Source organism: Pseudomonas sp. C7.1, from assembly GCF_056312395.1.
The window spans coordinates 192,548-218,356 of sequence record NZ_JBWDTL010000002.1; the positions used below are offsets into that span (position 1 = coordinate 192,548).

Consider the following 25,809-nt stretch of genomic DNA (forward strand, 5'->3'; position numbering starts at 1 on the left):
TAAACGAAAATCGCAATAAACGAAACGAATTTGCGGGGGAAGGAGCTCCCTTTGAGTGGGTTTCGCCACCACCAAAATCGCCGATGTGGTGTGAGCTTTCGATGCAATTTTGGCCGGGCATGAACGGCAGGTGACATGCTGGGAGCAGTACGTCCACCGTCCATGGACTGGGGACGGTTGGCGGTCAGCTACCGCAACGCCCAGGCGCTGCTGGGCGAGCACACCGAACAGGTGCTAACTCGTGGTCTGAGCCTGAGCCTGGAGCAGATCAGTGCGCTGGGCGAGGCGGGGTGCTGTAGCGCCGATGAGCCATGCATTTATGTGTTGAGTTCAGGCTATCGCTGGAGATTGATAAGCCCTGATCAGGTCACCCTGATTTACAGCTCACATAGCACATCACGCCAGTTAGTCCAGGTCATACGCGCCCCGCCGATATGGCGGTTATACGGCTGATCAAAAAGCACATGCTGCCAGCTTGCCGGGCAAGACCCTTCCACGTTCGGCTTGTCATCCACCAGTACGTCACCGTGCACAATGGTTTTGTCCTTGGTGACAATCATGCGCGTCACGAAATCCGGCCCGAGATGACGCTCTACCCACTCGTATTTTTCGGGCACACAATTGCGGTATTGGTTTAGCGGCGACGTGCAGATACGCACATCGTGCCCCTGTTCCAGCAGCGCAGTCAGTGCATCAACAGCGCCGGTAATCGTTGGCAGGTCGCGGTAGAAGCCCGGTGCCGTGTAGATCGACTCGACAATAGCGCGCAGTTCAGTGGGGTAGTCGTCACGCACATAGAAGCTGCGGCGCTGCTCCAGTGGCAGCGCCGGGTGGGGATAACCGCCGGCCTGCCATGCGGCATAAAAACCGCGCTCGAAGTCGGCAAGCACGCCGTCTTGGTCAATCAAGATCAGTTTGGGTTTAGTGCAGGGCTCTTTTAGCATGGTGTTTAGCTTTGCTCTTGGTGGTGCTGACTTTGGTTAGGCTGCTTCAGCGGTTTGTAGCTCAACATGCAGCGCAGCAATGGCCGGCACGTTGCTTAGTTATATCCAGAAAGCACGATGCGCTGTTAATGCGGTCGATGCTGCCGCCCGTGAGGCTGCCGAGCAAGGCGCAATCGGCATCGCGGAGTTTGAGCCATAGTCGCGCTGCTCAGCTTCGTTTCTGAGCTTTCTGGGCCACCCAGGAGAGGAAACGCCTCTGGTTGGCTGCTCGCCAGCACGGGTTGTCATATCTTTGAGCATTGCTGCATCTCCTTGTGCATGCGCTCCAGCTCATCGAGAGAGTAAGACTGGAAGTGGCCGGCCAGCAGTTTGTCCAGATCATTCAGGGCTAGGTCGAGCACTCGGGCCACCTGATTGAGTGGCATCCGCTGCGCCTCGATTACCTGGCTGATCGAGGCCATTATCTGTGCTTTGGCCTGCATGGTCTCGGCCTCGGGAAAGTTAAGGTCGGCATAGACGTTGCCGCTGCTGGCTTGGTATTTCGCTTGATTCATCGCCTTGGCTCGCTCAGCCACTTCCCGTGCGCGGGCGATATAGCCGGTATCGCCGGTTCCTTCTGCTTCGGCCAGAAACACCTCCATATCCTCATCATCGGTCAGGTACTTGGCAGGGTCATAGGGTGTCAGCAGCTCGTTGCTCATGGGGATATTCCTCGCTAGGTGCTTTCAATATATCCCTCTCAGAGAGTAGGAGGTTATCGGCCCGTGACCTCCAATTTAGACCTTCACGTCGCAAAAATGAGGCGGTGCTTGTTGGTTATAATTTTTCTTGATTAGCAATAATCCTCAGTTTTGTAGCCTGGCCAGACGGCTATGCGAGTGCGCCGCAGGTGTGACTGTCTGGTGTTGTCACGGTTACCTGCCTATGGACTTCAGCGCTTCTTGGCCAACAACTCAGAGCGGCCAATTACTTCACGGCTGCGTTCAGGTTTGCGCGGCCCTGAGAAGTCGGCTTCTTCGATGGCGGTATCCAAACCACGAAAGTGCGGGGCGGCTTTGGGGCTGCGCAATGTCTCCATGCCATCGTTCCAGGCATGCACCATCTGTTTGGCCACATCGCGCCAGGCGGGCTCGTTTTTCGCGGCTTCGATCACTTCTCTGCCGACCGCTACGGCGGATTCGCAGAGCTGTTCGACCATGGCGGCATACTGGCGCGGTGGAATACCTAGGACGGCTTTGAAAAAGGTTTCCAGCGAACGGCCCGGTGTCCAGGTTTGTCTTCCGCCTACGGACAGGCCAGGTGGGTTGCTGGCGAAGCGCGGGTAGGCCTGAGTGGTCACCAGGTCATAGACCGGGGTAAAGGCCACGTCAGTACGCGAGGTGTAAAACAGCGCGATGTTCTTCGAGTGGCAGTCGGCATTGCGCACCACGTAGTTGGTCAGCAGCTGCCAGCCTAGGTGCTCGCGTTGCGCTTGCAGACGATCAGCGGGGATATAGGCCCGTGTGGCATTCCACACCCGTTCGGCGGCGTCGGTGCGGATTCCGCGCTGACTCGGACACCCATTCCACGCACATCCGGACAGTGATTCCACGCTGATCCGGACACCCATTCCACGAGCATCCGGACACTGATTCCACAGCCATCCGGACACTTTCTGGCAGGCAGCTACGCAGGATTTATTCACTACCATTGGCCTCTTTTTCGAAGCAGAGAGGTCGTCGTGGAGCGTTTATCCATGCGTAAAATCCGTGAAGTGTTGCGCCTCAAGTTCGATTGCGGGCTGTCTGTCCGTAAGATCTCCCGCAGTCTGGGCATAGGTCACAGCAGTGCCGGTGATTACCTTTGCCGATTCACGGCCTGCGGCCTCTCCTGGCCGCTCCCTACTGAGTTGTCCGACGCCGAGCTGGAGCGGCGCCTGTTCCCGCCACCGCCGGAGATCCCCTCTGAGCAACGACCAACTCCCGACTGGGCCTGGGTGCATGCCGAGCTGCGCCGACCAGGCGTGACCCTGGCACTGCTCTGGCAGGAGTATCGGCTGGGCCAGCCACAGGGCTTCCAGTACAGCTGGTTCTGCGAGCACTACCGGGCCTGGGCCGGCAAGGTCGATGTGGTGATGCGCCAGGAGCACCGCGTCGGCGAAAAGCTGTTCGTCGACTACGCAGGTCAGACGATGCCGGTGATCGACCGTCACAGCGGCGAGATCCGCCAGGCGCAGGTATTCGTCGCGGTACTCGGTGCCTCCAGCTACACCTTCGCCGAGGCCACCTGGTCGCAGCAGTTGCCGGACTGGCTGGGCTCCCATGCCCGTTGCTTCGCCTTCCTCGGCGGGGTGCCGGAGATCGTGGTGCCGGACAACCTGCGCAGTGCGGTGAGCAAGGCCCATCGCTACGAACCGGACATCAACCCCAGCTACCGCGACTTGGCCGAGCACTATGGCGTGGCGGTGGTGCCGGCGCGGGCGCGTAAGCCCCGCGACAAGGCCAAGGCCGAGGTCGGCGTGCAGGTGGTCGAGCGCTGGATCCTCGCCGCCTTGCGCCATCGCCAGTTCTTCTCCCTGGACGAGCTCAACACGGCCATCGCCGTGCTGCTGGAGCGGCTCAACCAACGGCCGTTCAAGAAGCTGCCGGGCTCCCGGCAGTCGGCCTTCGCCAGCCTGGATCGCCCGGCTCTGCGCCCGTTGCCGGAGCAGCCCTACGTCTATGCCGAGTGGAAGAAGGCGCGGGTGCACATCGACTACCACGTCGAGGTCGATGGGCATTACTACTCGGTGCCCTACCAGCTGGTGAAGAAGCAGCTGGAGGTGCGCCTGACGGCCCGCACCGTGGAGTGCTTCCACGCCAACCAGCGGGTGGCCAGCCACGTACGCTCCCTGCACAAAGGCCGGCACAGCACGCAGACCGAGCACATGCCCAAGAGCCATCGCGAGCATGCCGAGTGGACGCCTCAACGGCTTATCCGCTGGGCCGAGCAGACCGGCCCGAACACCGCCGGCGTAATCAGCCACATCCTCGAACGGCGCGTGCATCCGCAGCATGGCTACCGCGCTTGCCTGGGCATCCTGCGCCTGGGCAAGCACCACGGCGAAGAACGGCTGGAAGCCGCCTGCCAGCGCGCCCTAAGCCTCGGTGCCTGTAGCTACAAAAGCCTCGAATCGATTCTGCGCCAAGGCCTGGAAAACCTGCCGCTGGCTCAACAGAACCTACCCCTACTACCGGACGACCACGCCAACCTGCGCGGCCCCGGCTACTACCACTGAACAAAGGAATCCCACCATGCTGCCTCACCCGACCCTGGACAAGCTGCAAACCCTGCGCCTGCACGGCATGCTCAAAGCCCTCGCCGAGCAACTGAAAACACCCGACATCGACAGCCTGAGCTTCGAAGAACGCCTCGGCCTGTTGGTCGATCGCGAGCTGACCGAGCGCGACGACAAGCGCCTGAGCAGCCGCCTACGCCAGGCCCGGCTCAAGCACAACGCCTGCCTCGAAGACATCGACTACCGCGCCCCGCGCGGGCTGGACAAGGCGCTGATCCTGCAACTGCGCAGCGGCCAGTGGCTGCGCGACGGCCTCAACCTGATCATCGGCGGCCCCACCGGCGTCGGCAAAACCTGGCTGGCCTGCGCCCTGGCCCACCAGGCCTGCCGGGACGGCTGCAGCGTGCGCTATCTGCGCCTGCCACGGCTGCTGGAAGAACTGGGCCTGGCACATGGCGACGGCCGCTTCGTCAAGCTGATGAGCAGCTACGCCAAGACCGACCTGCTGATCCTCGATGACTGGGGCCTGGCACCGTTCACCACCGAACAGCGCCGCGACATGCTGGAGCTGCTGGACGACCGCTACGGCCAACGCTCAACCATCGTGACCAGTCAGATGCCGGTGGACAACTGGCACGAACTGATCGGCGATCCGACCCTGGCCGACGCCATCCTCGACCGCCTGGTGCACAACGCCTACCGGATCAACCTGAAGGGAGAGTCGATGCGCAGGCGGGCGAAGAAATTGACGACGCCGGGCACCTCAGACTAACAATGCATATCCTGCGTCGCTGCGCTCCGACTGCCTGTCCGGATGACCGTGGAACAGGTGTCCGGATCAGCGTGGGCTGAGTGTCCGAATGGCGTGGAATCCGCAGCGTCGGTGGCAATGAACTTTGGCACGACCCCTGACACGGCTACCCGAGCGTATTGCCGTACCAGTGCGGCGAACCGTTCGCTGGTGTTTTCCGCTCTGAGCAGATGGCTTATCTCAAGCGGTGCCATTTCGGCACCAGGCTGACAAAGTCTACCGGTGCTGTTCCTGGCAGGTACTTCAGCACATATTCATCGCGCTCCCGATAGAGCTTGGCCACCAGCTTTGAGCTGACGTGAACGTCGAGGATCATGCTCAAGCGCTCCCTGAGCGCTGCTCGTTGAGGATGTCTTCAACCGTGCGTTGGTGACCTGCCTTAACCAGCTTCAGGTCATAGCCTGCCGCTTCCAATAGCCGAACAAGTACGGAGACGCTCATATCGCCTTTGGCCAATGTTTCCATGCGGGCCACCGTGGTGCGTGAGACACCCGCACGGCTGGCCAGCGCTTCTTGGCTCAGCTTCGCGTCACCGCGTGCCTGTTTCAGCATTTCGGAAACATCGTAGAGAGAGGTCATTTGTAGCCCTCGGGCATCAAAAATTGACGTAATGCCTGAAAATGCAGCTCTTGGGCTACATTTATACAAGTGCTGCCAAGCTTGAGCTGTGGCTCACAGGCTACAAAATGCGCGTGTTAGTTATCATTTGTGGCTTCAAGGCCACAAACCAGCTGGCATGACTAGGCCCATAGCTGCGCCTCAGCGCTGTACCGGCACCGTACTGAATTTGCACCTTTGGACTATAGGGCTGGTCTAGCTGTTTTTCTCGCGAACATGAAAAAGCCGCGCAGTGCGCGGCTTTGGAGTTGGTGGGCCCACACGGACTCGAACCGTGGACCAAAGGATTATGAGTCCTCTGCTCTAACCAACTGAGCTATGGGCCCTCAGAGGCGGGCGGATTATACCGGTGCCTTCTCGGCAGCGCCAACCGAATGGCGTGGGGTGAGGAAGTTTTGTGCGAAGGCGTCTGCATGGATGGCGCGGCTGATGACGAAGCCCTGGATCTGTTCGCAGCCTTCGGCGGCGAGGAACAGTTCTTGGGCTTTGGTTTCTACGCCTTCGGCGATCACGGTCAGTTGCATGCTGCGGCCCAGGGCGATGATGGCGCGCACAATGGCGACATCGTTGCTGTCATTGGGCAGGCCGCGCACGAAGGATTGGTCGATTTTCAGGGTGTCGACAGGTAGGCGCTTGAGGTAGCTGAGCGAGGAGTAGCCGGTGCCGAAGTCGTCGATGGCCAGTTGGATGCCCAGGTTTTTCAGCTGATGCAGCAGGTTCAGGGCTTCTTCGGCCTGGTTCATGATGAAGCTTTCGGTTATTTCCAGTTGCAGTAGCTCCGGGGCCAGTTGGTTGTCCTCCAGCAGGCTGGAGATGCGTACCAGCAGGTGCGGCTGGCGCAGTTGCACGCCGGTCAGGTTGACCGACAGCGGGCCGAATGGCGCATGCTGTTGTTGCCATTGCTGCATTTGCCAGCAGGCCTGGCGCAGCACCCAGTCGCCTAGGGCGATGATCAGGCCGGTCTCTTCGGCCAGAGGAATAAAGCGATCCGGCGGGATTTCACCGAATACCGGGTGATGCCAACGTACCAGCGCTTCGGCGCCGATCAGACGGTTGCTGCTCAGGCTGCGTTTGGGCTGGTAGTAGAGCTGCAGTTGTTCCAGCTCGATGGCGCGGCGCAGTTCGCGCTCCAGGGCCATGCGTTCGGTGGCTTGGAAAGTCAGGTCACGGGTGTACAACTCCACGCGGTTGCGCCCGCGCGCTTTGGAGCGATACATGGCGGCGTCGGCATTTTTTACCAGGGTGGCGACATCGTCACCGTCCTCCGGGTAGCGGCTGATGCCGATGCTGGCGCTGATAAAAAGCTCCTGCTCGTCGAACTGGAAGGGCAGGCTGAAGCAGTCGAGCAGCTTGTGCGCCACCAGTTCGGCATCGCTGTCGTGCTGCAGGCCGGGTAGCAGGATGATGAATTCGTCACCGCCGAGGCGGGCTACGGTATCGATATCGCGCAGGTGGGCTTTCAGCCGTTCGGCAATGCTCTTGAGCAGTTGGTCGCCGACCGGGTGGCCGAGGCTGTCGTTGATGTGTTTGAAGCGGTCCAGGTCGATAAACAGTACGGCGCCCATGCGTTTGTCGATGTGCGCGTCTTCGAGGGCGGCGCGCAGGCGGGCTTCGAACAGCATGCGGTTGGGCAAGCCGGTAAGCGGGTCGTGATGAGCTTGATGGTCAAGTCTGGCTTGAGCGTGCTTGAGCGAGCTGATATCGGCGAACACCGCAACAAAGTGGGTGATTTGCTCAGCGCTATCACGCACGGCGCTGATGGTCAGCCACTCGGGGTAGAGCTCGCCATTCTTGCGTTTATTCCAGATCTCGCCTTGCCAGTGCCCGGATGCGCTGAGGTTGTGCCACATGGCGACGAAGAACGCGCTGTCGTGGTTGCCAGAGGCGAGTAGGCGCGGCGACTGGCCGAGGGCTTCGGCTTCGCTGTAGCCGGTGATGCTGGTGAAGGCACGGTTGACTGCAGTGATGCGCTGCTGCAAGTCGGTGATCATCACGCCTTCGGCGGTGCTTTCGAAGACGGTGGCGGCCTGTTTCAGGTTTTCCTGCATCTGTTCGCGCTCGGTGATGTCGCGCGCGATAGTTAGTATGCAGGTGTCGCCTTCGATGGGGATCGGTTGCACCGCCATTTCGCAGGTGCGCAGTGAGCCGTCGCGGGTGCGGATAAGTGCGCGAAAATCGCGTACCGAACCGTGCTGTTGTACCTGCTCGAGCATGCGGGTGCGGTCGTCCGCGTTGGCCCAGATTCCCAACTGCAGGGTCGAGCTATCCGTTGCTTCGTTGATGCTGTAGCCGGTGATGCGGCTGAAGCCTTCGTTGACATCCAGCAGTTGGCCGTCGCTCAGGCGGGTGATCAGCAAGCCGTCGGGGGAGGCGTGAAAGGCCTTGGCGAATTTGTCTTCGGAAAGTTTGAGACGCTGCTGGGTATCCTTCAGTTCGCTGATATCGCGTACTGCTACGACCAGGGTGGTGCTGTCATCTAGGGTGACCTTCTGGGCGGAAATCAGTGCGGTGAACTGGCTGCCATCGCGTCGGCGGAAGGTGCCTTCGATATTGTGGGCATTGCCCTTGCGCAGCATTTCCAGAATACGCGGGCCAATACCGTGTTCGATCCATAGGTTCAGCTCTGAGCTGGTTTGGCCGATGGCTTCGGCGGCGCTGATGCCGAACTGTTGCTCGAAGGTGTTATTGACCGCCAGCAGGCGGCCGTCGTACAGGTTGAGCAGGGCGATAATGTCTGGGCAGTTGTGGAACACCGAGGCGAACTTCTGTTCCGACAGCGCCAGGGCTTGCTCGGTGCGCTTGGTTTCGGTGATGTCGATCAGCAGGCCGCGCAGCATCTGGCTGCCACCTTGTGGTGACAGTGTGACGATGTCGCGCACCCAGACTTCGCGGCCGTCAGCGGCGAGCATGCGGTAATCCAGACTGTGGTCGCGGCCTGCCTGGGTTTCGCTGCGGCAATAGTCGAGGACGTTGCGCGCGTCATCGGGGTGCAGGATGTGTTCGACAAAGCCGGGTTGCAGCCAGTCCTGGGCTGGGTAGCCGAGTAGTCTTTCTGCCTGGGGCGCGACATAGGTGTAGTGAAAGTTGCTAGGGTCCATCTGCCAAGCGATGGCGTTGAGGCTTTCCACCAGGCCACGGTAGTGCTGCTCGCTGTTGCGCAGTTCGCCTTCGAGCAGGGCGCGGTTGTGCATTTCATTGCGCAGGCGTTGGTTGATACGCAGGATGCTGAAGATGATCAGCAAGGCCGCCAGCAGGCCAGGCAGGCCAAATAGCAGCAGGCGACGCCAGAACGGGCGTTGGTCTATCGGGTCGCCGACCCAGCGTTGCTGGATTTCGGCGATTTCCTTCGCGGTGAGTTCAGTGAGCAGCTTGTCGATGATGCCGGCCAGGATAGCTTGATCCTTGGGCACGGCCATGGCCAGTTGGTAGCGATAAGGTGTCTGACCGCTGATGATGATGCCATCAAGCTTGAGTTGACGTAGGTGCCAGACGCTGGAGGCGAGGTCACCGACCATGACGTCGGCTTGCCCAGAGGCTAGCGCTTGCAAGGCAGCGGCCACACTGGGGCGCGGCCAGAGGCGCAGTTCGGGATGCTTGTCGCGCAGCAGCTCATGGGTGGCGTAGCTGTCGACCACGGCGATTCTCAACCCTTGCAGCTCACTCAGTTTGCGCGGTTGCGGGCCTTGTTCCTGGGTCAGGATGACAATCGGGAAGTCGAGGTAGGGGCGGGTGAAGGTCAGATACTGCTCGCGTTCGGGGGTGGCCATCAGGCTGGGTAGCAGGTGCACTTTGCCGGTTTTGGCATCGGCCAGCACTTCGCTCCAGTTCTGTGCGGGCGCCGGGCGCAGGGTGATCGATAGGCGCTGCTCAATCAGGCGCACATAGTCGGCGGCGAGGCCCTGGTACTGCTCGTCGTTGTCGATAAATTCGTAGGGTGGCCAGTCGCGATCAACGCCCAGGCTCAGTTGCGGATGCTCTGCCAGCCAGGTTTGCTCGGCGGGCGTCAGCTCAAGGCTGAGGGCAGGCACGGCCCAGCACGCCAGACACAACAGGAGGGTGGCTGCAACACGCGGCATGGGTTGGCTCTTTCGCTGGGCAATTAGGAGGAAGTGTAGACCGCCTGGCTGGCCTTGGTAGTTGCCCAGAATGCAAAACCCCCGGCAGGGCCGGGGGTTTTGATGTTACTCGTCGAGGAAGGAACGTAGGTGCTCGCTTCTCGTCGGATGGCGCAGCTTGCGCAGCGCCTTGGCTTCGATCTGACGAATCCGCTCGCGGGTTACATCGAACTGCTTACCGACTTCCTCAAGGGTGTGGTCGGTGTTCATATCGATGCCGAAGCGCATACGCAGTACCTTGGCTTCACGGGCAGTGAGGCCGGAGAGTACGTCGCGAGTCGCTTCTTTAAGGCTCTCAACGGTGGCGACATCGATTGGCGACTGCATGGTCGAGTCTTCGATGAAGTCGCCCAGATGGGAGTCTTCGTCATCACCGATCGGGGTTTCCATGGAGATCGGCTCTTTGGCGATCTTCAATACCTTGCGGATCTTGTCCTCAGGCATTTCCATGCGTTCGCCCAGCTCTTCCGGGGTCGGTTCGCGGCCCATTTCCTGCAACATCTGCCGGGAAATACGGTTGAGCTTGTTGATCGTCTCGATCATGTGCACCGGGATACGGATGGTCCGCGCCTGGTCGGCAATCGAGCGGGTGATCGCCTGGCGAATCCACCAGGTGGCGTAGGTCGAGAACTTGTAGCCGCGACGGTATTCGAACTTGTCCACCGCCTTCATCAGGCCGATGTTGCCTTCCTGAATCAGGTCGAGAAACTGCAGGCCGCGGTTGGTGTACTTCTTGGCAATCGAGATCACCAGGCGCAAGTTCGCTTCAACCATCTCTTTCTTCGCGCGACGGGCCTTGGCCTCGCCGATCGACATGCGACGGTTGATGTCCTTGATTTCAGCCAGGGTCAGCTCGCACTCGGCTTCCAGGGCAGACAGCTTTTGCTGGCAGCGCTGGATGTCGCCTTGCAGGTTGCCAATAGCTTCAGCGTATTTGGCTTTGCCTTTGGCCAGGCCGGTGGACCATTCTGCGTCGATTTCATTGCCTGGGAACAGGCGCAGGAAGTCGGCGCGCGGCATCCTTGCATCACGTACGCACAGTTGCATGATGGCGCGTTCCTGGGCGCGCAAGCGCTCCAGGGAGCTGCGTACACGTACAACCAGCGCGTCGTACTGCTTGGGCACCAGCTTGATCGGCATGAACAGCTCGGCCATTTCTTTCAGCGCGGCAATGCCTTGCTTACTGCCACGGCCATGCTTTTTCAGCGCTTTCTTGGCGAGGGCAAGGGCGTCACCAATCGCGGTGAAGCGGCGCAGGGCCTCTTCAGGGTCCGGACCGCCGTCGCCTTCTTCTTCCTCGTCATCGCTGCTGTCGGCATCGTCGTCGTCAGTTTCTTCGGCAGCGTCGCCGTCTTTAACTGGGACAGGCGCAGCCGCTTCAGCGGGAACGATGCCGTCATCCGGATCGATATAGCCGTTGAGCACTTCAACCAGGCGACCACCGTCGGTGGTGACACGGGTGTACTCGGCCAGAATGCTGTCGACAGTGCCGGGGAAATGGGCGATAGCGCCCATGACTTCACGGATGCCTTCCTCGATGCGTTTGGCGATTTCGATCTCGCCTTCGCGGGTCAGCAATTCCACGGTGCCCATTTCACGCATATACATGCGCACTGGGTCCGTCGTGCGGCCGATATCTGTCTCCACCGCTGCCAACGCTGCAGCCGCTTCCTCAGCGGCTGCCTCGTCGGTATCGGCGTCGGCCAACATAAGGGCGTCCGCATCCGGAGCACTCTCGTGTACGGGGATCCCCATGTCGTTGATCATGCGGATGATGTCTTCCACCTGCTCCGGATCAGAAATATCTTCCGGTAGGTGGTCGTTGACCTCTGCGTAAGTCAGATACTTCTGCTCACGACCCAGGGTGATCAACTCTTTGATACGAGACTGCTGTTGCGCTTTTCCGGACATAACACCCTATCCACTGAAGGTCTTGGCGGGCAAAAAACAAGCCGCGGATTATACCCGAGTAACACCCCTAAGCGCCAGTTGGGCTCGGAATTACCGGTGAAACATTACGGCTCAGCAAGCTGCGCAGCTGATCTTTCTCCTCTGCGCTCAACTCACTTTGACGGGCTTTGCGCAGCAAATGTTCCAGGCTGCGCTCGCGTTGGCGGGCTACAAGACTAGTTATAGTGTCGAAAAACTGTTGTTCAAGGTTGTCGGCTGAAATCAGCCATTCCTTTTCTGCCAGAGCGCGTAATAGACGGCCCTGTTCGGTGCCGTGCCAACGTGCGATCAGTTGCAGCGAGCGCAGGTTGGGGCTTTTCTGCAGGGCGCCTAGCAAGGCGACCAGCAGTTGGGCGTAGGTATCATCTTCGGCGGCGAAGTGGCTGACATCTTCGACCTTCTGCGCCAATTGCGGGTGGTGCAGTAGGGTGCGCAGTGCGCTCAGGTGTGGCGATTCGACGCTGACCGCAGTGCGCGGTGCGCGTGGGGCGAACTCTCCCTGGCCCTTTTTATTCCATTTGCCGCCGTCTTTCTTCCAGCTGCCCTTGCCGTTGCTGCGTTCGAATTGTGGCGCGGGGCTTGGGTTTTCGTATTCGTTACGGCTCGGCTCAACATCGTAATAGGCGCTGTCGGGAATCTCATGGTGATCCGGGTAGTCGCTGGGCGGTGCGCTGTGCTGGCTCGATTGGCTGCTGCGTGCGGTTGGCGCCATCTGCTGCAGGGCTTCGCCGGACAATCCGGTGATTTCGCTCAGGCGCTGGCGCATCAGGGCGCGCAGGTTATTGCCGGGGATCTTATCGATCAGCGGCGCGGCCAGGGTCATCAGGTGCGCCTTGCCTTCCAGTGAGCGCGGGTCGGCTTCTTCGCTGAGCTGCTGGAAGAAGTAATCGGCCAGCGGCTGAGCGTGCTGGTTGATGCGTGCGCGGAAGGCGTCGGTGCCTTCGCTGCGTACCAGGGTGTCCGGGTCTTCGCCGTCGGGCAGGAATAGAAAGCGCGCGCGGCGGCCATCCTGCAGGCTCGACAGGGTGGCTTCCAGGGCGCGCCAGGCGGCATTGCGCCCGGCGGCGTCGCCGTCGAAGCAGAACAATACGCTGGGCACGACGCGAAACAGGCGTTTGAGGTGCTCTTCGCTGGTGGCGGTGCCGAGGGTGGCCACGGCGTTGCGCAGGCCTTGTTGGGCCAGGGCGATCACGTCCATATAGCCTTCAACCACCATGATCTCGTCGAGGTCGCGGTTGTGCTTGCGCGCCTCGAACAGGCCGTAGAGCTCCTGGCCTTTGTGGAACACCGGGGTTTCCGGGGAGTTCAGGTATTTCGGCTTCTCATCGCCCAGTACTCGGCCGCCGAAGGCAATCACCCGGCCACGGCTGTCGCGGATGGGGAACATGATGCGGTCGCGGAAGCGGTCGTAGCGCTTGCCTGTTTCGGCGTTTTCCACCAGCAGGCCGGCGTCGATCATTGCCTTCTGTTGCAGGCTGTCGCTGGCCAGATGCTTGTGCAGGTTGTCCCAGCCGGGCGGGGCGAAGCCCATGCCGAAGTCGCGGGCGATCTCGCCGGACAGGCCACGGCCTTTCAGGTAGTCGATGGCGGCCTTGCGCTGCGGGTGGCTTTTTAGTGCCTGTTTGTAGAACTCGGCGGCGGCGGTCAGCAGCGGATAAAGCGGCGAATCGGTGGGTTGGCGCGGCTTGTTGTTGCGTCCGCCTTCCTCGCGGGGCACTTCCATGCCGGCGCGCTTGGCCAGGTCCTCGATTGCCTGGGGGAAGTCCAGTTGGTCGTGGTCCATGATAAAACCCAGGGCGTTGCCGCCGGCGCCGCAGCCAAAGCAGTAATAGAACTGTTTGTCCGGGCTGACGCTGAACGAAGGGGTTTTTTCTTTATGGAAGGGGCAGCAGGCGGTGTAGTTCTTGCCGGCCTTTTTAAGCTGGATGCGCGAGGCGACCACGCCGACGATGTCGGTGCGGTTGAGCAGGTCGTCGATAAAAGACTGTGGGATCAGGCCAGCCATAGGCGCTCAGAATACTGTCATGCGCTGGGGCAGAACAGGTCGGGCAAAAACTAAAAGACTCCGATCGTCACCCGGAGGTGGCGCGGAGTCTAAAAGCGAAACCCGGCTAGGCCGGGCGTCAGGCGTTGCTTGTAGCTAACCGTGCAGGCGAAGCTGCGGCGATTAGTACAGGCGAACGCTGCGGCGCTGCTCGCGCTGCACTTTCTTGGCGTGACGCTTAACAGCGGCCGCTGCTTTACGCTTACGCTCGGAAGTCGGCTTTTCGTAAAATTCACGGCTGCGAACTTCAGCCAGAACACCGGCTTTTTCGCAGGAGCGCTTGAAACGACGCAGAGCTACGTCGAAGGGTTCGTTCTCTTTAACTTTGACGGCTGGCATCCAGGGCTTACCTTCTTTATTACCGGGGGTAACGTTACTCCTGGCAGATGGCGCTGGAGAACGTAGGTTTTTAAGGGTTGCGGATGTTACCGCCTCATCGAGAGGAATGCAAAGCCTCTGATCGAAAAGCGCTGGCCGGCTCGCGCCAGCGGCCATTATCATGCGCGCCTTTGAAGCTGCATCCACTACTACAAGGCACTGCCCATGCTGGTTCTGGGATTGGAAACCTCTTGCGACGAAACCGGTGTCGCGCTCTACGACAGCGAGCGTGGCTTGCTGGCCGATGCGCTGTTTAGCCAGATTGATCTGCACCGCGTGTATGGCGGAGTGGTGCCGGAATTGGCCTCGCGTGATCACGTCAAACGCATGTTGCCGTTGATCCGCCAGGTGCTCACCGAGGCCGGTAAGGGCAACGCAGATATTGATGCAATTGCTTATACCGCAGGCCCTGGTCTGGTCGGCGCTCTGCTGGTAGGCGCGTCCTGCGCCCAGGCGCTGGCCTTTGCCTGGGACATTCCGGCGCTTGGTGTGCACCACATGGAAGGCCATTTGCTGGCACCGATGCTGGAAGAACAACCGCCGGCCTTTCCGTTCGTCGCGTTGTTGGTGTCGGGTGGGCATACCCAACTGGTTAGGGTTGATGGCATCGGCCAGTACCAGCTGCTCGGCGAGTCCCTGGATGATGCTGCGGGCGAGGCGTTCGACAAGACCGCCAAGCTGATGGGCCTGCAATACCCAGGCGGGCCGGAAATTGCCCGCCTGGCGCTGAACGGCACGCCTGGGCGCTTCAAATTCCCACGGCCGATGACTGATCGCCCTGGGCTGGAGTTCAGCTTCAGCGGCCTGAAAACCTTTACCCTGAATACCTGGCAGCAGTGCCAGGCTGCGGGCGACAACTCCGAGCAGACTCGCTGCGACATCGCTCTGGCGTTCCAGCAGGCGGTGGTCGACACCCTCACCATCAAGTGCAAGCGCGCGCTCAAGCAAACCGGGCTGAACAATCTGGTGATCGCCGGCGGTGTGAGTGCCAATCAGGCGCTGCGCCAGTCGCTGGAGAAGATGCTTGCTGAGCTGAAGGGCGAGGTGTTCTACGCGCGCCCGGCGTTCTGCACCGATAACGGCGCAATGATCGCTTACGCCGGCTGCCAGCGCTTGTTGGCGGGGCAGCATGAGGATTTGAGCATCAAGGTGCAGGCGCGTTGGCCGATGGAGCAACTGCCGGCGCTGTAGGCGCGAGCGGGATGAGCCGGTTTCACTCGGTCGATTTAGAAATGCCGCTCACGGCCGGCGAACAGATCGCGTAAATTGCCGCGATGGCGCCAGACGATCAGCCCTGTTAGCGCGCAGACGGGCAGCAACGCGTCGGGTTGTTGCCAGGCCAGCAAGGGCAGGGTCAGCGGTGTGGCAATCAGCGCGGCCAGCGAGCTGGTGCGGGTCAGGTAGAAGGTCAGGGCCCAGGCCGTAAGGGCCAGCAGCGCGGCGGGTGGATACAGGCCCAGCAACATGCCGGCAGCCGTGGCGACACCTTTGCCACCCTGGAAGTTGAAATACAGCGGATACAGGTGGCCGACAACGGCTGCCAGGCCGACCCAGGCTTGCTGCTGCAGGTTGAAATCGAGCAGGCTGGCGATCAGTACCGGCAGCAGGCCTTTAAGCAGGTCGCCGATCAGCGTGAGGATGGCCAGGCGTTTGCCGGCGACGCGGAACATGTTGGTGGCGCCGGGGTTGCCCGAGCCACTGGCGCGCGGGTCTGGTCCGCCGCTTAAACGGCTGAGCACAATGGCGAAGGACAGCGAGCCGAGCAGGTAGGCGAGGGTCGCCAACAGCCAAAACATGGTATCCATTCCGGGGCAAGGGAGCCCTGATTCTAACTAGGTGCGGCAGCCTTGTCGTGCCACGGAGAGCGTGCTTGGACACAGTTTTTATCGAGGGTCTGGAAGTCGATACGGTGATCGGTGCCTACGACTGGGAACGCACCATTCGCCAGTGTTTGCGTCTGGACCTGTACCTGGGCTGGGATAACCGTCCCGCCGCCGCCGGTGATGAGCTGGACAAGGCGCTGGATTACGCCAAGGTCTCGCAGCGGATACAGGTGTTTGCCAGCGAGTCGCAGTTTATCCTGGTGGAAACTTTTGCCGAGCGGCTGGTGCAGCTGTTGATGGATGAATTCCAGATCCCTTGGGTGCGGCTAAAACTGACCAAGCCCGGTGCAGTGCCGGCAGCCAGCGGTGGTGTAGGTGTGGAGATCGAGCGCGGATGTCGCTAACTCCGGTTCTACTCGGTCTGGGCAGCAATATTGGCCGCGAAACGCACCTGTGCGCCGGCCTCGATGCGCTTGCCAGTCTGCTCAGTGACATGCGCTGCTCACCGGTGTTTGAAAGCCAGGCCGTGGGCATCAAAAGCGGGCCGTTTTTCAACCTGGTGGTGGCTGGTTACAGCGAGCTGCCGTTGGATGAGCTGGATCGGCGACTGAAATTTATCGAGGCCGACAACGGCCGCTACGCACCGGATCGTAAAGGCCTACCGTTGGATATCGACGTGCTGCTGTACGGTGATCTGCTCGGCAACTTCGACGGGCTGATCCTGCCGCGTGCGGAAATCCTCAAGAACGCTTTTGTGCTCTGGCCGCTGGCCTTATTGGTGCCCGATGCACTGCATCCGGGTGAGCAGCGCAGCTTTGCCGAGCTTTGGCAGGCGGCGCAGATTGACCAGCAGCTGTGGCCGGTGGCGTTCAGCTGGCGCGAGCAGCAGCTGACGCCACCGGCGCTGGGCGCCGAGTTTCCGGCCAAGCCCTGATCAGGGTGTACTGACGATAATCGCCACGCGGCGGTTCTCACTGCGTCCTTCGGCGGTGTAGTTGTCGGCAATCGGCTTGCTCTGGCCCATGCCGTACGTCGCAATCAATTGCGCATCCATTCCCGCACCTTGCATCACCGCTGCCACCGTCTGGGCGCGGCGCAGGGACAGCTGTTGGTTGTAAGCCGGCTGGCCAACATTGTCGGTATGGCCTTCCAGGCGCACCTGCTGGATGCCGACGCCAAGCAGCGCTTGGGTGATTTGCGTCAGTTGCGCGTTGCTGGCGCTGGAGACAACTTCCGAGTCGGTGTCGAACAGCACTTTGCCGGAGAGACCCAGCTCCCAGCCGTCTTCGGTCCACTGGAAACCATGACTTTTGAGCAGGGCCACCTGTTCGGCGCTGAGGCCTTTGGGTGTGCTTTGGCAGCCGCTGATGAGAAGTGCCGTGCCCAGCACACCGATAAAGATCAATCGCATAAATCTGCACACGTTGAGGCTCCTTTTCAGTTGGTAAGTGAGTCCTGGCTTTTGGCTACGGTTCGCCCGCCCTGGTTGCGCTTGGCGTGGTACATGGCAACGTCGGCCTCGTGCACCAGTGCCTCGGGGTTATCGGCGTGCTTCGGGTAGAGGGCGATACCGATGCTCAGGGAGGTGGTGATGCTGCCGCCTTCGGGCAGAGCGATGGGGGCATGCATGCTGTCGATGATCTTGTCGGCGATCAGTACCGCATCATCTTCGTGGTGGATGGGTTTGAGCAGCACGGCAAACTCGTCGCCACCCAGGCGCGCAACGGTATCGCCTTCACGCAATTGGGCGCGCAGGCGCTGGGCAATGGTGATCAGCACGGCATCACCAGCGGCGTGGCCGAGCTGATCGTTGATTTCCTTGAAGCGGTTGCTGTCGAGAAACAGCACCGCCATCTGCGTTTTGCTATCGCGAGCCTCGCGCATGCTGCCGAGCAGGCGCGATTCGAAGAAGGCGCGGTTGGGCAGCCCGGTAAGGGCGTCGTGGCTGGCCTGGTGCGCCAGCGAGGCATTTTCGCGCTCCAGCTGGTGCTGCCAGGCCTCCAGTTGGTCGAGCAGGGCGTTGAAGTCCTCGGCCAGCTCGTTGAGGTCGGCGATATGGGTGGCCGGCACGCGCTGGTTGAAGGTGCGCTCCACGGAAATGTTGTGCGCCACCTGCGACAGGTTGCGCAGCGGCTGGGTGATCGCCCGCTGTATGCGCTTGGAACCATAGGTCGCGCCCAGTGCACTAAGCGCCAGGCTGGCTAGCAGTCCGAGTAGGCCGCCGAGGAGGAAGCGTAGCAAGGTGGTGCCTTGGCCGCTGAGGTGCAGCGCGCCGATCTGCTGGCCTTGGTAGGTGATGGGCTGAATCACCACATCCGGTAGCAGCAGGCGGGCGAACGATTGTTCGGCACTATTGAGTATGGTGTTATTGGGTGCGTCCAGGCTGGCGAGAAGCTGGCCATCTTTATTGAAGACGGCCACCTGGGCGATTTCTTCTGTCTTGCTGATCTGTTCCAGGGCGTCGCGCACTGCTGCCTTATCGTTGAACACCACGGCGGCTTCTAGGGTGTAGGCCAGAGAGCGGGCGATCAGTTGCAGGTTGTGGCTTGCGTAGGTGCTGAGCGCCAGCAGGCTAACCAGGGTCAGCGACAGGCTGGTCAGACCCATGGCCAGCAGTGCGACACGCAGGTGGGCGTTATGCAGCAGGCGGCGCAGGCTTGGGCGCCGCTGGGCGACTTCCGGCTTTCTGCGGTTCATGGTTGCGGTCCTGCGCGCTTGCCCAGCTGCAGCACGTTGGGATGAATGCGGATGCCGCTGCGCGCGACGGCGTCGAGGTTGACCTTGAACCCCACATGCTCATCGCTGATGTTCAGGCAGAACAGGCTGCCTTCGCTGCAAGCCTGGCTGGTTTCGCTAATGGTCAGGATGGGTTTGCCAACCAGGCGGCCGACCAGGGCAATCCGCTGGCTATCCTCGATCACTCCGAGGTAGACGGCTTCGCAGTCGGTTTCCAGCAGAGGGCTGTCAATCAGCAGGCGTTTAGCCTGTACCGGTTGGCGGGACTCCAGCTCGTGGTTCTGCCACAGCAAGTCGGCGTACTCAGTGGGTGCAATTACACAGAGGCGCAAGGGGTGTGGTGGTTGCGGCCAGCGCGCATAGCTGAGGATACCGTGCACCACATGAGCAACCTGAGTGGCGCGCAGCGTAGCGCTGTTCGCGTCGCTCGGTTCGGCCTGAGTCAACGCCGGTAAGAGTGCCAGCAGGGTGCAGCAGAGCGTTTTTCGGTTGGCGCGCATAAACATTGGACGATTCAAGTACAAGGTGAAGGTCTCCGGCGTGGCCTGTTCGGCGTCAATGCATCGCGCGATGGCGCGGTGCGCGGCAGGCTCTTTTAAGTAAAACTCATGTGCTTAGATTTTGGCGTCAAAATTTATGCGGTTTATGGCTGGAGGCCTAGTGCTGCAAGGCCTGCAGCCTATCAGTGTGCTGCGTGAAGCGCTACGTTCCAGGATGTCTCTGGCGAAATTGCTGCAACGCTTGCAAGCGTTCCTCCTGCAAAGCTGTGCCTAGCTCGGCCCCTTGCAGGCCGCGTGCGAGCAGCGGTTGCACGACCACTGCGCGAGCTGCGTGCATGGCGGCGCGCAGGTAGTCGGCCTGCGGGTAGGCGCGCTGTTCCAGGCCGAGGCGGCCACGGGCGTCCATTTCACAGGCGGCGATAAATTCTTCAAAGCGCTGTGGGCGGCGGAACACGTCGAAGCCTTGCAGCAGCTTGAGCAGGGTTGAGGCTTTCAGCTCCAGGGCGCGATGACCGTGGGTGTGAAATTCGCCGACCTGTAGGGCCAATTCCTGGCAGTCCTTGGGTACCTTGCAGCGCTGGTTGATCGCACGGATCAGCTTTAGCCCGGTGTGTTCGTGGGCTATATGCCGGGGCCACTCGGCCTCGGGCGTCAGGCCTTTACCGACATCGTGCAGCAGGCAGGCCCAGCGCACGGTCAGCGGTTGTTGGTGCTCGGCGCATTGGCGCAGCACGCTGAGCACATGCTCGCCGGTGTCGATTTCCGGGTGGTGGGCGGCGGGCTGCGGCACGCCGAACAGTGCGTCGACCTCCGGCAGCAACACGCGCAGTGCGCCGCAGTCGCGCAGCACCTGGATAAATACATCCGGGCGCGGCTCCATCAGGGCGCGGGAGATTTCCTTCCAGCTGCGTTCGGGCGTCAGTGCGCTTAGCTCGCCGGATTCGCTCAGTTCACGCATCAGCTCCAGGGTTTCTGCCGCAACACTGAAACCCAGAGGTGCATAGCGGGCGGCGAAACGGGCGACGCGCAATACGCGTAGCGGGTCTTCGGCGAAGGCGGGTGACACGTGGCGTAGCAGCTTGGCGTCGAGGTCGCGTTGGCCGCCATAGGGGTCGATCAGTTTGCCGTGATCGTCCTCGGCCATGGCGTTGACGGTCAGGTCGCGGCGGATCAGGTCTTCTTCTAGGGTGACGTCCGGGCTGGCAAAGAAGGTAAACCCGCCGTAGCCGCGCCCGCTTTTGCGCTCGGTGCGGGCCAGGGCGTATTCCTCACCGGTCTGCGGGTGCAGAAACACCGGGAAGTCCGCCCCCACCGGGCGATAACCTAGTTCGAGCATCTGCTCGGCGCTGGCGCCGACCACCACCCAGTCGATCTCGCTGACCTCGCGGCCCAAGAGGTGATCACGTACTGCGCCGCCCACTTTGTAAATTTGCATGCCAAATCCTCCGTTGCATAAAGCATAACGGCTGGATGGCGTGGCTGTCTGGTAAGCGCTGTAGCCCGGATGCAATCCGAGCTACAGGCTGGTCTGCTGGGTGAGGGGAACGCATCGATCAAATGGGCGGGATCATCAGGTCGAGGCGCGGGTAGTCGCTGTCATGTTCGGCTTCATGCTTGGGCGGCACATGCTGGGTGCCGATCAGTTGGTCGCCCTGGTACATCTCCAGGTGGATATTGAAGCCCCACAGGCGGTGCAGGTGTTTCAGCACTTCCTCGGTCGAGTTACCCAGTGGTTTGCGGTCATGCTGCTGGTGGCGCAGGGTCAGGGAGCGGTCGCCGCGACGGTCGATACTCCAGATCTGTACGTTGGGCTCGCGGTTGCCCAGGTTGTATTGCGCGGCCAGGGTTTCACGAATCTGCTGGTAGCCGGGTTCGTCGTGGATCGCCGGTACATACAGCTCGTCTTTCTGATCGTCATCGAGAATGCTGAACAGCTTGAGGTCGCGGATGACCTTGGGCGATAGGTATTGCAGGATAAAGCTCTCATCCTTGAAGCTGGTCATGGCGAATTTCAGGGTGCTCAGCCAGTCGCTGCCGGCAATCTCCGGGAACCAGCGGCGATCTTCTTCGGTGGGCGCTTCGCAAATACGGCGGATGTCGCGGTACATGGCAAAACCCAGGGCATAGGGGTTGATGCCGCTGTAGTAGGGGCTGTCGAACGGCGGCTGGTAGACCACGCTGGTGTGCGACTGCAGGAACTCCATCATAAAGCCTTCGGTGACCAGGCCTTCGTCGTACAGATCGTTCATCAGGGTGTAGTGCCAGAAGGTGGCCCAGCCCTCGTTCATCACCTGGGTCTGGCGCTGCGGGTAGAAGTACTGGGCGATCTTGCGCACGATGCGGATGATCTCGCGCTGCCAGGGCTCCAGCAGCGGCGCGTGTTTCTCCAGGAAATACAGGATGTTTTCCTGCGGCTCGGCGGGGAAGCGCTTATTGTCCTTGTCGCCGCCCTTGCTGGCGTTTTTCGGGATGGTGCGCCAGAGGTCGTTGATCTGCTTTTGCAGGTGTTCTTCGCGGTCCTTCATGCGCCGCCGTTCTTCCTCGGCGGAAATCGGGTAGGGACGTTTGTAGCGGTCGACGCCGTAGTTCATCAGGGCGTGACAGGAGTCGAGCAGGTCTTCCACCGCGTCGATGCCGTGGCGTTCTTCGCACTGCATGATGTACTGCTTGGCGAACACCAGGTAATCGATGATCGAGCTGGCGTCGGTCCAGGTGCGGAACAGGTAGTTGCCCTTGAAGAAGCTGTTGTGACCGTAGCAGGCGTGGGCGATCACCAGGGCCTGCATGCAGATGGTGTTTTCTTCCATCAGGTAGGCGATGCACGGATCGGAGTTGATCACGATTTCGTAGGCCAGGCCCATCTGCCCGCGCTTGTAGCCTTTCTCGGTGCTGAGAAAATGCTTACCGTAGGACCAGTGGTGGTAGCCCAGCGGCATGCCGACTGAGGCGTAGGCGTCCATCATCTGCTCGGCGGTGATCACCTCGATCTGGTTGGGGTAGGTGTCCAGGGCATAGCGTTCGGCGAGGCGGCCGATTTCGCGGTCGTACTGACGGATCAGTTCGAAGGTCCATTCCGAGCCGGTGGAGATCGGCTGGCGGCGCTTGTCTTTGCTTGTACTCATGTGGCTAGCCTCCGCTGGAACAGGTCGCGGAATACCGGGTAGATGTCGCCAGCCGATACCAGCTGCTGCTGAGCGAAGGTGTCGGCGAAGGCTTCGCTGACCTGCTCGTACTCGAACCACAGTGCCTGGTGCTCGCGTGGGGTGATCTCGACGTAAGTGAAGTACTGCACGAACGGCATGATCTGATTGATCAATATATCCCTGCAGATCGGTGAGTCGTCGTTCCAGTTGTCGCCATCCGACGCCTGGGCGGCGTAGATATTCCATTCGTTGATCGGGTAACGCTCGGTCATGATCTCCTGCATCAGCTTGAGCGCGCTGGAAACGATGGTGCCGCCGGTTTCGCGCGAGTAAAAGAACTCCTCTTCGTCCACCTCGCGGGCGCTGGTGTGGTGGCGGATAAATACCACCTCGATCTTGTCGTAGTTCCGCTTAAGGAACAGGTACAGCAGGATAAAGAAGCGCTTGGCGATGTCCTTGGTCGACTGGGTCATGGAGCCGGAAACGTCCATCAGGCAGAACATCACCGCCTTGGAGCTGGGGTTGGGCTGTTTGACCAGCAGGTTGTACTTGAGGTCGAAGGTATCGAGGAAGGGGATGCGTTTGATCCGCGCACGCAGCTTGCTGACTTCTTCTTCAAGCGCCTGGATATCGCCGAGGTTGTCCGGCTGTTCCAGCTTTAGGCGTTCCAGTTCGGCCTGAGTGCTTTTGAGTTTGTTGCGGCTGCTGCCGGACAGGGCAATGCGCCGGGCATGGGCCGAGCGCAGGGTGCGGACGATATTGATGCGTGACGGATTGCCCTCATTGCTGATGCCGGCGCGCACGCTCTTGAAGGTGTCGCTGCCGGTCAGGTGGCGTTTGATCAGATTGGGTAGCTCAAGGTCCTCGAACATAAAGTCGAGAAATTCTTCCTGGGTGATCTGGAAGACGAACTCATCCATGCCTTCGCCGGAGTTGCTCGCCTTGCCGGCTCCCTGGCCGCTGCCACCACCCTGCGGGCGGGCAATCTTCTCGCCGGTGGTGAATTCACGGTTACCGGGGTGCACGGTGGTCTGGCGGCCACCGCGACCGTGGTGCAGCACCGGCTCGTCAATATCGCGGCCGGGGATGCTGATCTGTTCGCCGTGTTCCATGTCGGTGATGGAGCGGCGGCTGACCGCTTCTTCGACAGCCTTCTTGATGTGGTCGCGGTAACGCCGCAGGAAGCGCTGACGGTTTACCGTGCTCTTGTTCTTGCCGTTCAGGCGGCGGTCGATCACATGGCTCATAACTGCCCTCCGTGCACTGCAGGCATCAGGCGCAAACGCTGGCAGAGCGCTTTCCCGCGCTCTGCGCTGCTGCGTGGCCTGTTGCGTCAGGCCGCTTTATTGCGATTTACGAACCCGCAGATACCACTCGGACAGCAGGCGCACCTGCTTGTCGGTGTAACCGCGCTCGACCATGCGAGTGACGAAGTCGTTGTGTTTCTGTTGATCCTCCTTGCTCGCTTTGGCATTGAAGCTGATGACCGGCAGCAGGTCTTCGGTGTTGGAGAACATTTTCTTCTCGATCACTACGCGCAGTTTCTCGTAGCTGAGCCAGGTCGGGTTCTTGCCATTGTTGTTGGCGCGGGCGCGCAGCACGAAGTTGACGATCTCGTTGCGAAAATCCTTCGGGTTGCTGATGCCGGCCGGCTTCTCGATCTTTTCCAACTCTTCGTTGAGGGCCACGCGGTTAAGGATTTCGCCGGTTTCCGGGTCGCGGTATTCCTGATCCTGAATCCAGAAATCGGCGTACAGCACGTAGCGGTCGAAGATGTTTTGCCCATACTCGCTGTAGGACTCCAGGTAGGCGGTCTGGATTTCCTTGCCGATAAACTCGATATAGCGCGGCGCCAGGTATTCCTTGATAAAGCGCAGGTAGCGCTCACGCACCTCGGCGGGGAACTGCTCCTGCTCGATCTGCTGCTCCAGCACATAGAGCAGGTGCACTGGGTTGGCGGCGATCTCGTGGGGGTCGAAGTTGAACACCTTGGAGAGGATCTTGAAGGCGAAACGAGTCGACAGGCCGTTCATGCCTTCATCCACGCCAGCCGTGTCGCGGTACTCCTGAATCGACTTGGCCTTGGGGTCGGTGTCCTTGAGGTTTTCGCCGTCGTACACGCGCATCTTCGAGTAGACGTTGGAGTTTTCCGGCTCTTTCAGGCGGCTGAGGGTGGAGAACTGCGCGAGCATTTTCAGCGTGTCCGGCGCGCAATGGGCTTTGGCCAGCGAGCTGTTGAACAGCAGCTTGTCGTAGATCTTGATCTCATCGGTTACGCGCAGGCAGTAGGGCACCTTGACGATATAGATGCGGTCGATGAAGGCCTCATTGTTCTTGTTGTTGCGGAAGCTGTGCCATTCCGATTCGTTGGAGTGGGCCAGCAGGATGCCGCTGTAAGGAATCGCGCCGAGCCCTTCGGTGCTGTTGTAGTTGCCTTCCTGGGTGGCGGTGAGCAGTGGGTGCAGCACCTTGATCGGTGCCTTGAACATTTCGACGAATTCCATCAGGCCCTGGTTGGCTCGGCACAGTGCGCCCGAGTAGCTGTAGGCATCGGCGTCGTTCTGTGGGAATTCTTCGAGCTTGCGGATATCCACCTTGCCGACCAAAGCGGAGATGTCCTGGTTGTTTTCATCGCCCGGCTCGGTTTTGGCCACGGCGATCTGGTTGAGGATCGAGGGGTAGAGTTTGACCACGCGGAACTGGCTGATATCACCGCCAAACTCCTGCAGGCGTTTGGTGGCCCAGGGCGACATGATGCTGTTCAGGTAACGCCGCGGGATACCGTAATCCTCTTCGAGGATGGCGCCGTCCTCGGCATCGCTGAACAGCCCCAGCGGTGACTCGAATACCGGCGAGCCCTTGATCGCATAGAACGGTACTTTCTCGATCAGGTGCTTGAGCTTCTCTGCCAGCGAGGATTTACCGCCGCCCACCGGGCCGAGTAGGTAGAGGATTTGTTTCTTCTCTTCCAGGCCCTGGGCCGCGTGGCGGAAGTAGGAGACGATCTGGTCGATGCACTCTTCCATGCCATGGAAGTCGGCAAAGGCCGGGTAACGGCGGATCACCTTATTGGAGAAAATGCGCGACAGCCGTGGGTCGGTCGAGGTGTCGAGCAGTTCCGGCTCGCCAATGGCCAGCAACAAACGCTCGGCCGCTGAGGCGTAGGCGCTGCGATCTTGCTTGCACAGTTCGAGGTACTCCTGGAGGGTGAGTTCCTCCTGGCGAGTCGCTTCGAAACGTTGTTGGAAGTGGCTGAAAATGCTCATGACTTCACCTCGCTCGATGCGCAGAGCCGGTGCGGGGTCGGTCAGGTGCTTGGCTGCCCCGGTGCGGATGCAGACGGGATACAACCCCCAGAACACCAAATAATCTTAGAACTTGTCCAACGTCTGCTGCGCGTCGGCCCTGCTGCGTTAAGAACAGGCTCGGAATGCTCATTTACATCAGTAAACTCCGCTTCCTCGCCTATTCTTGCCTTGCATGACTCTAGC

At 60.6% G+C, this 25,809-nt stretch carries 22 protein-coding genes, 1 tRNA gene and 1 pseudogene; 5 read left to right on the forward strand and 19 right to left on the reverse strand.

The genetic code is table 11. From position 1 onward, the window contains the following. Nucleotides 1–377: 377 nt before the first annotated feature. The 4 genes and pseudogenes from AC0T4W_RS02035 to AC0T4W_RS02050 all read right to left on the reverse strand — a co-directional run bounded on the left by AC0T4W_RS02035 (nucleotide 378) and on the right by AC0T4W_RS02050 (nucleotide 2,553). Nucleotides 378–944, reverse strand: a complete 567-nt coding sequence (locus AC0T4W_RS02035) for a 5' nucleotidase, NT5C type (RefSeq protein ID WP_476315496.1) — start codon at nucleotides 942–944, stop codon at nucleotides 378–380. Between the two features lie 61 nt (nucleotides 945–1,005). Continuing rightward, nucleotides 1,006–1,140 (reverse strand): annotated as a pseudogene (locus AC0T4W_RS02040) (lysozyme inhibitor LprI family protein); the annotation flags it as partial. 88 nt (nucleotides 1,141–1,228) lie between these two features. Further along, complete coding sequence (locus tag AC0T4W_RS02045) at nucleotides 1,229–1,645, reverse strand: XRE family transcriptional regulator (protein WP_476315499.1); 417 nt, start codon at nucleotides 1,643–1,645, stop codon at nucleotides 1,229–1,231. A 230-nt stretch (nucleotides 1,646–1,875) separates the two neighbouring features. Next, a complete protein-coding gene (locus AC0T4W_RS02050) occupies nucleotides 1,876–2,553 on the reverse strand; it encodes a HipA domain-containing protein (protein WP_476315502.1) in 678 nt (225 codons plus the stop codon). Nucleotides 2,554–2,679: 126 nt separating this feature from the next. Here AC0T4W_RS02050 and istA point away from each other — a divergent pair, with 126 nt between their 5' ends. After that, complete coding sequence (gene istA, locus AC0T4W_RS02055; protein WP_476315505.1) at nucleotides 2,680–4,200, forward strand: IS21 family transposase; 1,521 nt, start codon at nucleotides 2,680–2,682, stop codon at nucleotides 4,198–4,200. 16 nt (nucleotides 4,201–4,216) lie between these two features. Continuing rightward, nucleotides 4,217–4,972 carry an IS21-like element helper ATPase IstB gene (gene istB / locus AC0T4W_RS02060; protein WP_476315508.1) on the forward strand — a complete coding sequence of 252 codons (756 nt, stop codon included), beginning with the start codon at nucleotides 4,217–4,219 and terminating at the stop codon, nucleotides 4,970–4,972. Nucleotides 4,973–5,186: 214 nt separating this feature from the next. On the opposite strand, the gene AC0T4W_RS02065 is transcribed toward istB, so the two are convergent. From AC0T4W_RS02065 to rpsU, 7 genes are all read right to left on the reverse strand, one after another. Continuing rightward, complete coding sequence (locus AC0T4W_RS02065) at nucleotides 5,187–5,327, reverse strand: hypothetical protein (RefSeq protein WP_476315511.1); 141 nt, start codon at nucleotides 5,325–5,327, stop codon at nucleotides 5,187–5,189. Between the two features lie 2 nt (nucleotides 5,328–5,329). Beyond that, entirely contained in the window at nucleotides 5,330–5,590 is a 261-nt protein-coding gene (locus AC0T4W_RS02070) for a helix-turn-helix transcriptional regulator (protein ID WP_476315514.1), read from the reverse strand. A 288-nt stretch (nucleotides 5,591–5,878) separates the two neighbouring features. Then, nucleotides 5,879–5,955 (reverse strand) — tRNA-Ile (locus tag AC0T4W_RS02075). Nucleotides 5,956–5,970: 15 nt separating this feature from the next. Further along, the gene (locus AC0T4W_RS02080) at nucleotides 5,971–9,705 is read right to left on the reverse strand and encodes a bifunctional diguanylate cyclase/phosphodiesterase (RefSeq protein ID WP_476315517.1); all 3,735 of its coding nucleotides are present in this window, start codon (nucleotides 9,703–9,705) and stop codon (nucleotides 5,971–5,973) included. A 105-nt stretch (nucleotides 9,706–9,810) separates the two neighbouring features. Continuing rightward, nucleotides 9,811–11,655 (reverse strand): RNA polymerase sigma factor RpoD, encoded by a 1,845-nt coding sequence (rpoD, locus tag AC0T4W_RS02085; RefSeq protein ID WP_476315520.1) that lies wholly within the window; start codon nucleotides 11,653–11,655, stop codon nucleotides 9,811–9,813. A gap of 67 nt (nucleotides 11,656–11,722) precedes the next feature. Beyond that, nucleotides 11,723–13,699: a DNA primase gene (gene dnaG, locus AC0T4W_RS02090; RefSeq protein ID WP_476315523.1), complete on the reverse strand. Its 1,977-nt coding sequence runs from the start codon at nucleotides 13,697–13,699 to the stop codon at nucleotides 11,723–11,725. 162 nt (nucleotides 13,700–13,861) lie between these two features. Beyond that, nucleotides 13,862–14,077 carry a 30S ribosomal protein S21 gene (gene rpsU, locus AC0T4W_RS02095; protein ID WP_003296736.1) on the reverse strand — a complete coding sequence of 72 codons (216 nt, stop codon included), beginning with the start codon at nucleotides 14,075–14,077 and terminating at the stop codon, nucleotides 13,862–13,864. Between the two features lie 204 nt (nucleotides 14,078–14,281). Between rpsU and tsaD the strand changes: the two genes are divergently transcribed. Further along, the gene (gene tsaD, locus AC0T4W_RS02100) at nucleotides 14,282–15,307 is read left to right on the forward strand and encodes a tRNA (adenosine(37)-N6)-threonylcarbamoyltransferase complex transferase subunit TsaD (RefSeq protein WP_476315527.1); all 1,026 of its coding nucleotides are present in this window, start codon (nucleotides 14,282–14,284) and stop codon (nucleotides 15,305–15,307) included. Between the two features lie 35 nt (nucleotides 15,308–15,342). Here tsaD and plsY read toward each other — a convergent pair whose 3' ends face one another. Then, complete coding sequence (gene plsY, locus AC0T4W_RS02105) at nucleotides 15,343–15,912, reverse strand: glycerol-3-phosphate 1-O-acyltransferase PlsY (protein ID WP_476315530.1); 570 nt, start codon at nucleotides 15,910–15,912, stop codon at nucleotides 15,343–15,345. Between the two features lie 74 nt (nucleotides 15,913–15,986). Between plsY and folB the strand changes: the two genes are divergently transcribed. Then, nucleotides 15,987–16,343: a dihydroneopterin aldolase gene (folB, locus tag AC0T4W_RS02110; protein WP_476315533.1), complete on the forward strand. Its 357-nt coding sequence runs from the start codon at nucleotides 15,987–15,989 to the stop codon at nucleotides 16,341–16,343. Further along, nucleotides 16,334–16,873, forward strand: a complete 540-nt coding sequence (gene folK, locus AC0T4W_RS02115) for a 2-amino-4-hydroxy-6-hydroxymethyldihydropteridine diphosphokinase (RefSeq protein ID WP_476315536.1) — start codon at nucleotides 16,334–16,336, stop codon at nucleotides 16,871–16,873. Before folB ends, folK begins: the two co-directional genes overlap by 10 nt. Here folK and yfiB read toward each other — a convergent pair whose 3' ends face one another. The 7 genes from yfiB to AC0T4W_RS02150 all read right to left on the reverse strand — a co-directional run bounded on the left by yfiB (nucleotide 16,874) and on the right by AC0T4W_RS02150 (nucleotide 25,584). Then, the gene (gene yfiB / locus AC0T4W_RS02120; protein ID WP_476316056.1) at nucleotides 16,874–17,350 is read right to left on the reverse strand and encodes an outer membrane lipoprotein YfiB; all 477 of its coding nucleotides are present in this window, start codon (nucleotides 17,348–17,350) and stop codon (nucleotides 16,874–16,876) included. A gap of 26 nt (nucleotides 17,351–17,376) precedes the next feature. Then, nucleotides 17,377–18,636 carry a diguanylate cyclase DgcN/YfiN gene (gene dgcN / locus AC0T4W_RS02125; protein WP_476315539.1) on the reverse strand — a complete coding sequence of 420 codons (1,260 nt, stop codon included), beginning with the start codon at nucleotides 18,634–18,636 and terminating at the stop codon, nucleotides 17,377–17,379. Beyond that, a complete protein-coding gene (yfiR, locus tag AC0T4W_RS02130; protein WP_476315542.1) occupies nucleotides 18,633–19,199 on the reverse strand; it encodes a regulatory sequestration protein YfiR in 567 nt (188 codons plus the stop codon). The genes dgcN and yfiR overlap by 4 nt, the downstream gene beginning before the upstream one ends. Nucleotides 19,200–19,377: 178 nt before the next feature. Next, on the reverse strand, nucleotides 19,378–20,610 hold the full coding sequence (locus tag AC0T4W_RS02135; RefSeq protein WP_476315545.1) for a multifunctional CCA addition/repair protein: 1,233 nt from the start codon (nucleotides 20,608–20,610) through the stop codon (nucleotides 19,378–19,380). 118 nt (nucleotides 20,611–20,728) lie between these two features. Beyond that, complete coding sequence (locus AC0T4W_RS02140; protein WP_476315548.1) at nucleotides 20,729–22,297, reverse strand: SpoVR family protein; 1,569 nt, start codon at nucleotides 22,295–22,297, stop codon at nucleotides 20,729–20,731. Beyond that, nucleotides 22,294–23,565, reverse strand: a complete 1,272-nt coding sequence (locus AC0T4W_RS02145) for a YeaH/YhbH family protein (protein WP_476315551.1) — start codon at nucleotides 23,563–23,565, stop codon at nucleotides 22,294–22,296. The genes AC0T4W_RS02140 and AC0T4W_RS02145 overlap by 4 nt, the downstream gene beginning before the upstream one ends. Before the next feature lie 96 nt (nucleotides 23,566–23,661). Further along, nucleotides 23,662–25,584, reverse strand: a complete 1,923-nt coding sequence (locus AC0T4W_RS02150) for a PrkA family serine protein kinase (RefSeq protein ID WP_476316059.1) — start codon at nucleotides 25,582–25,584, stop codon at nucleotides 23,662–23,664. Nucleotides 25,585–25,809 lie beyond the last annotated feature (225 nt).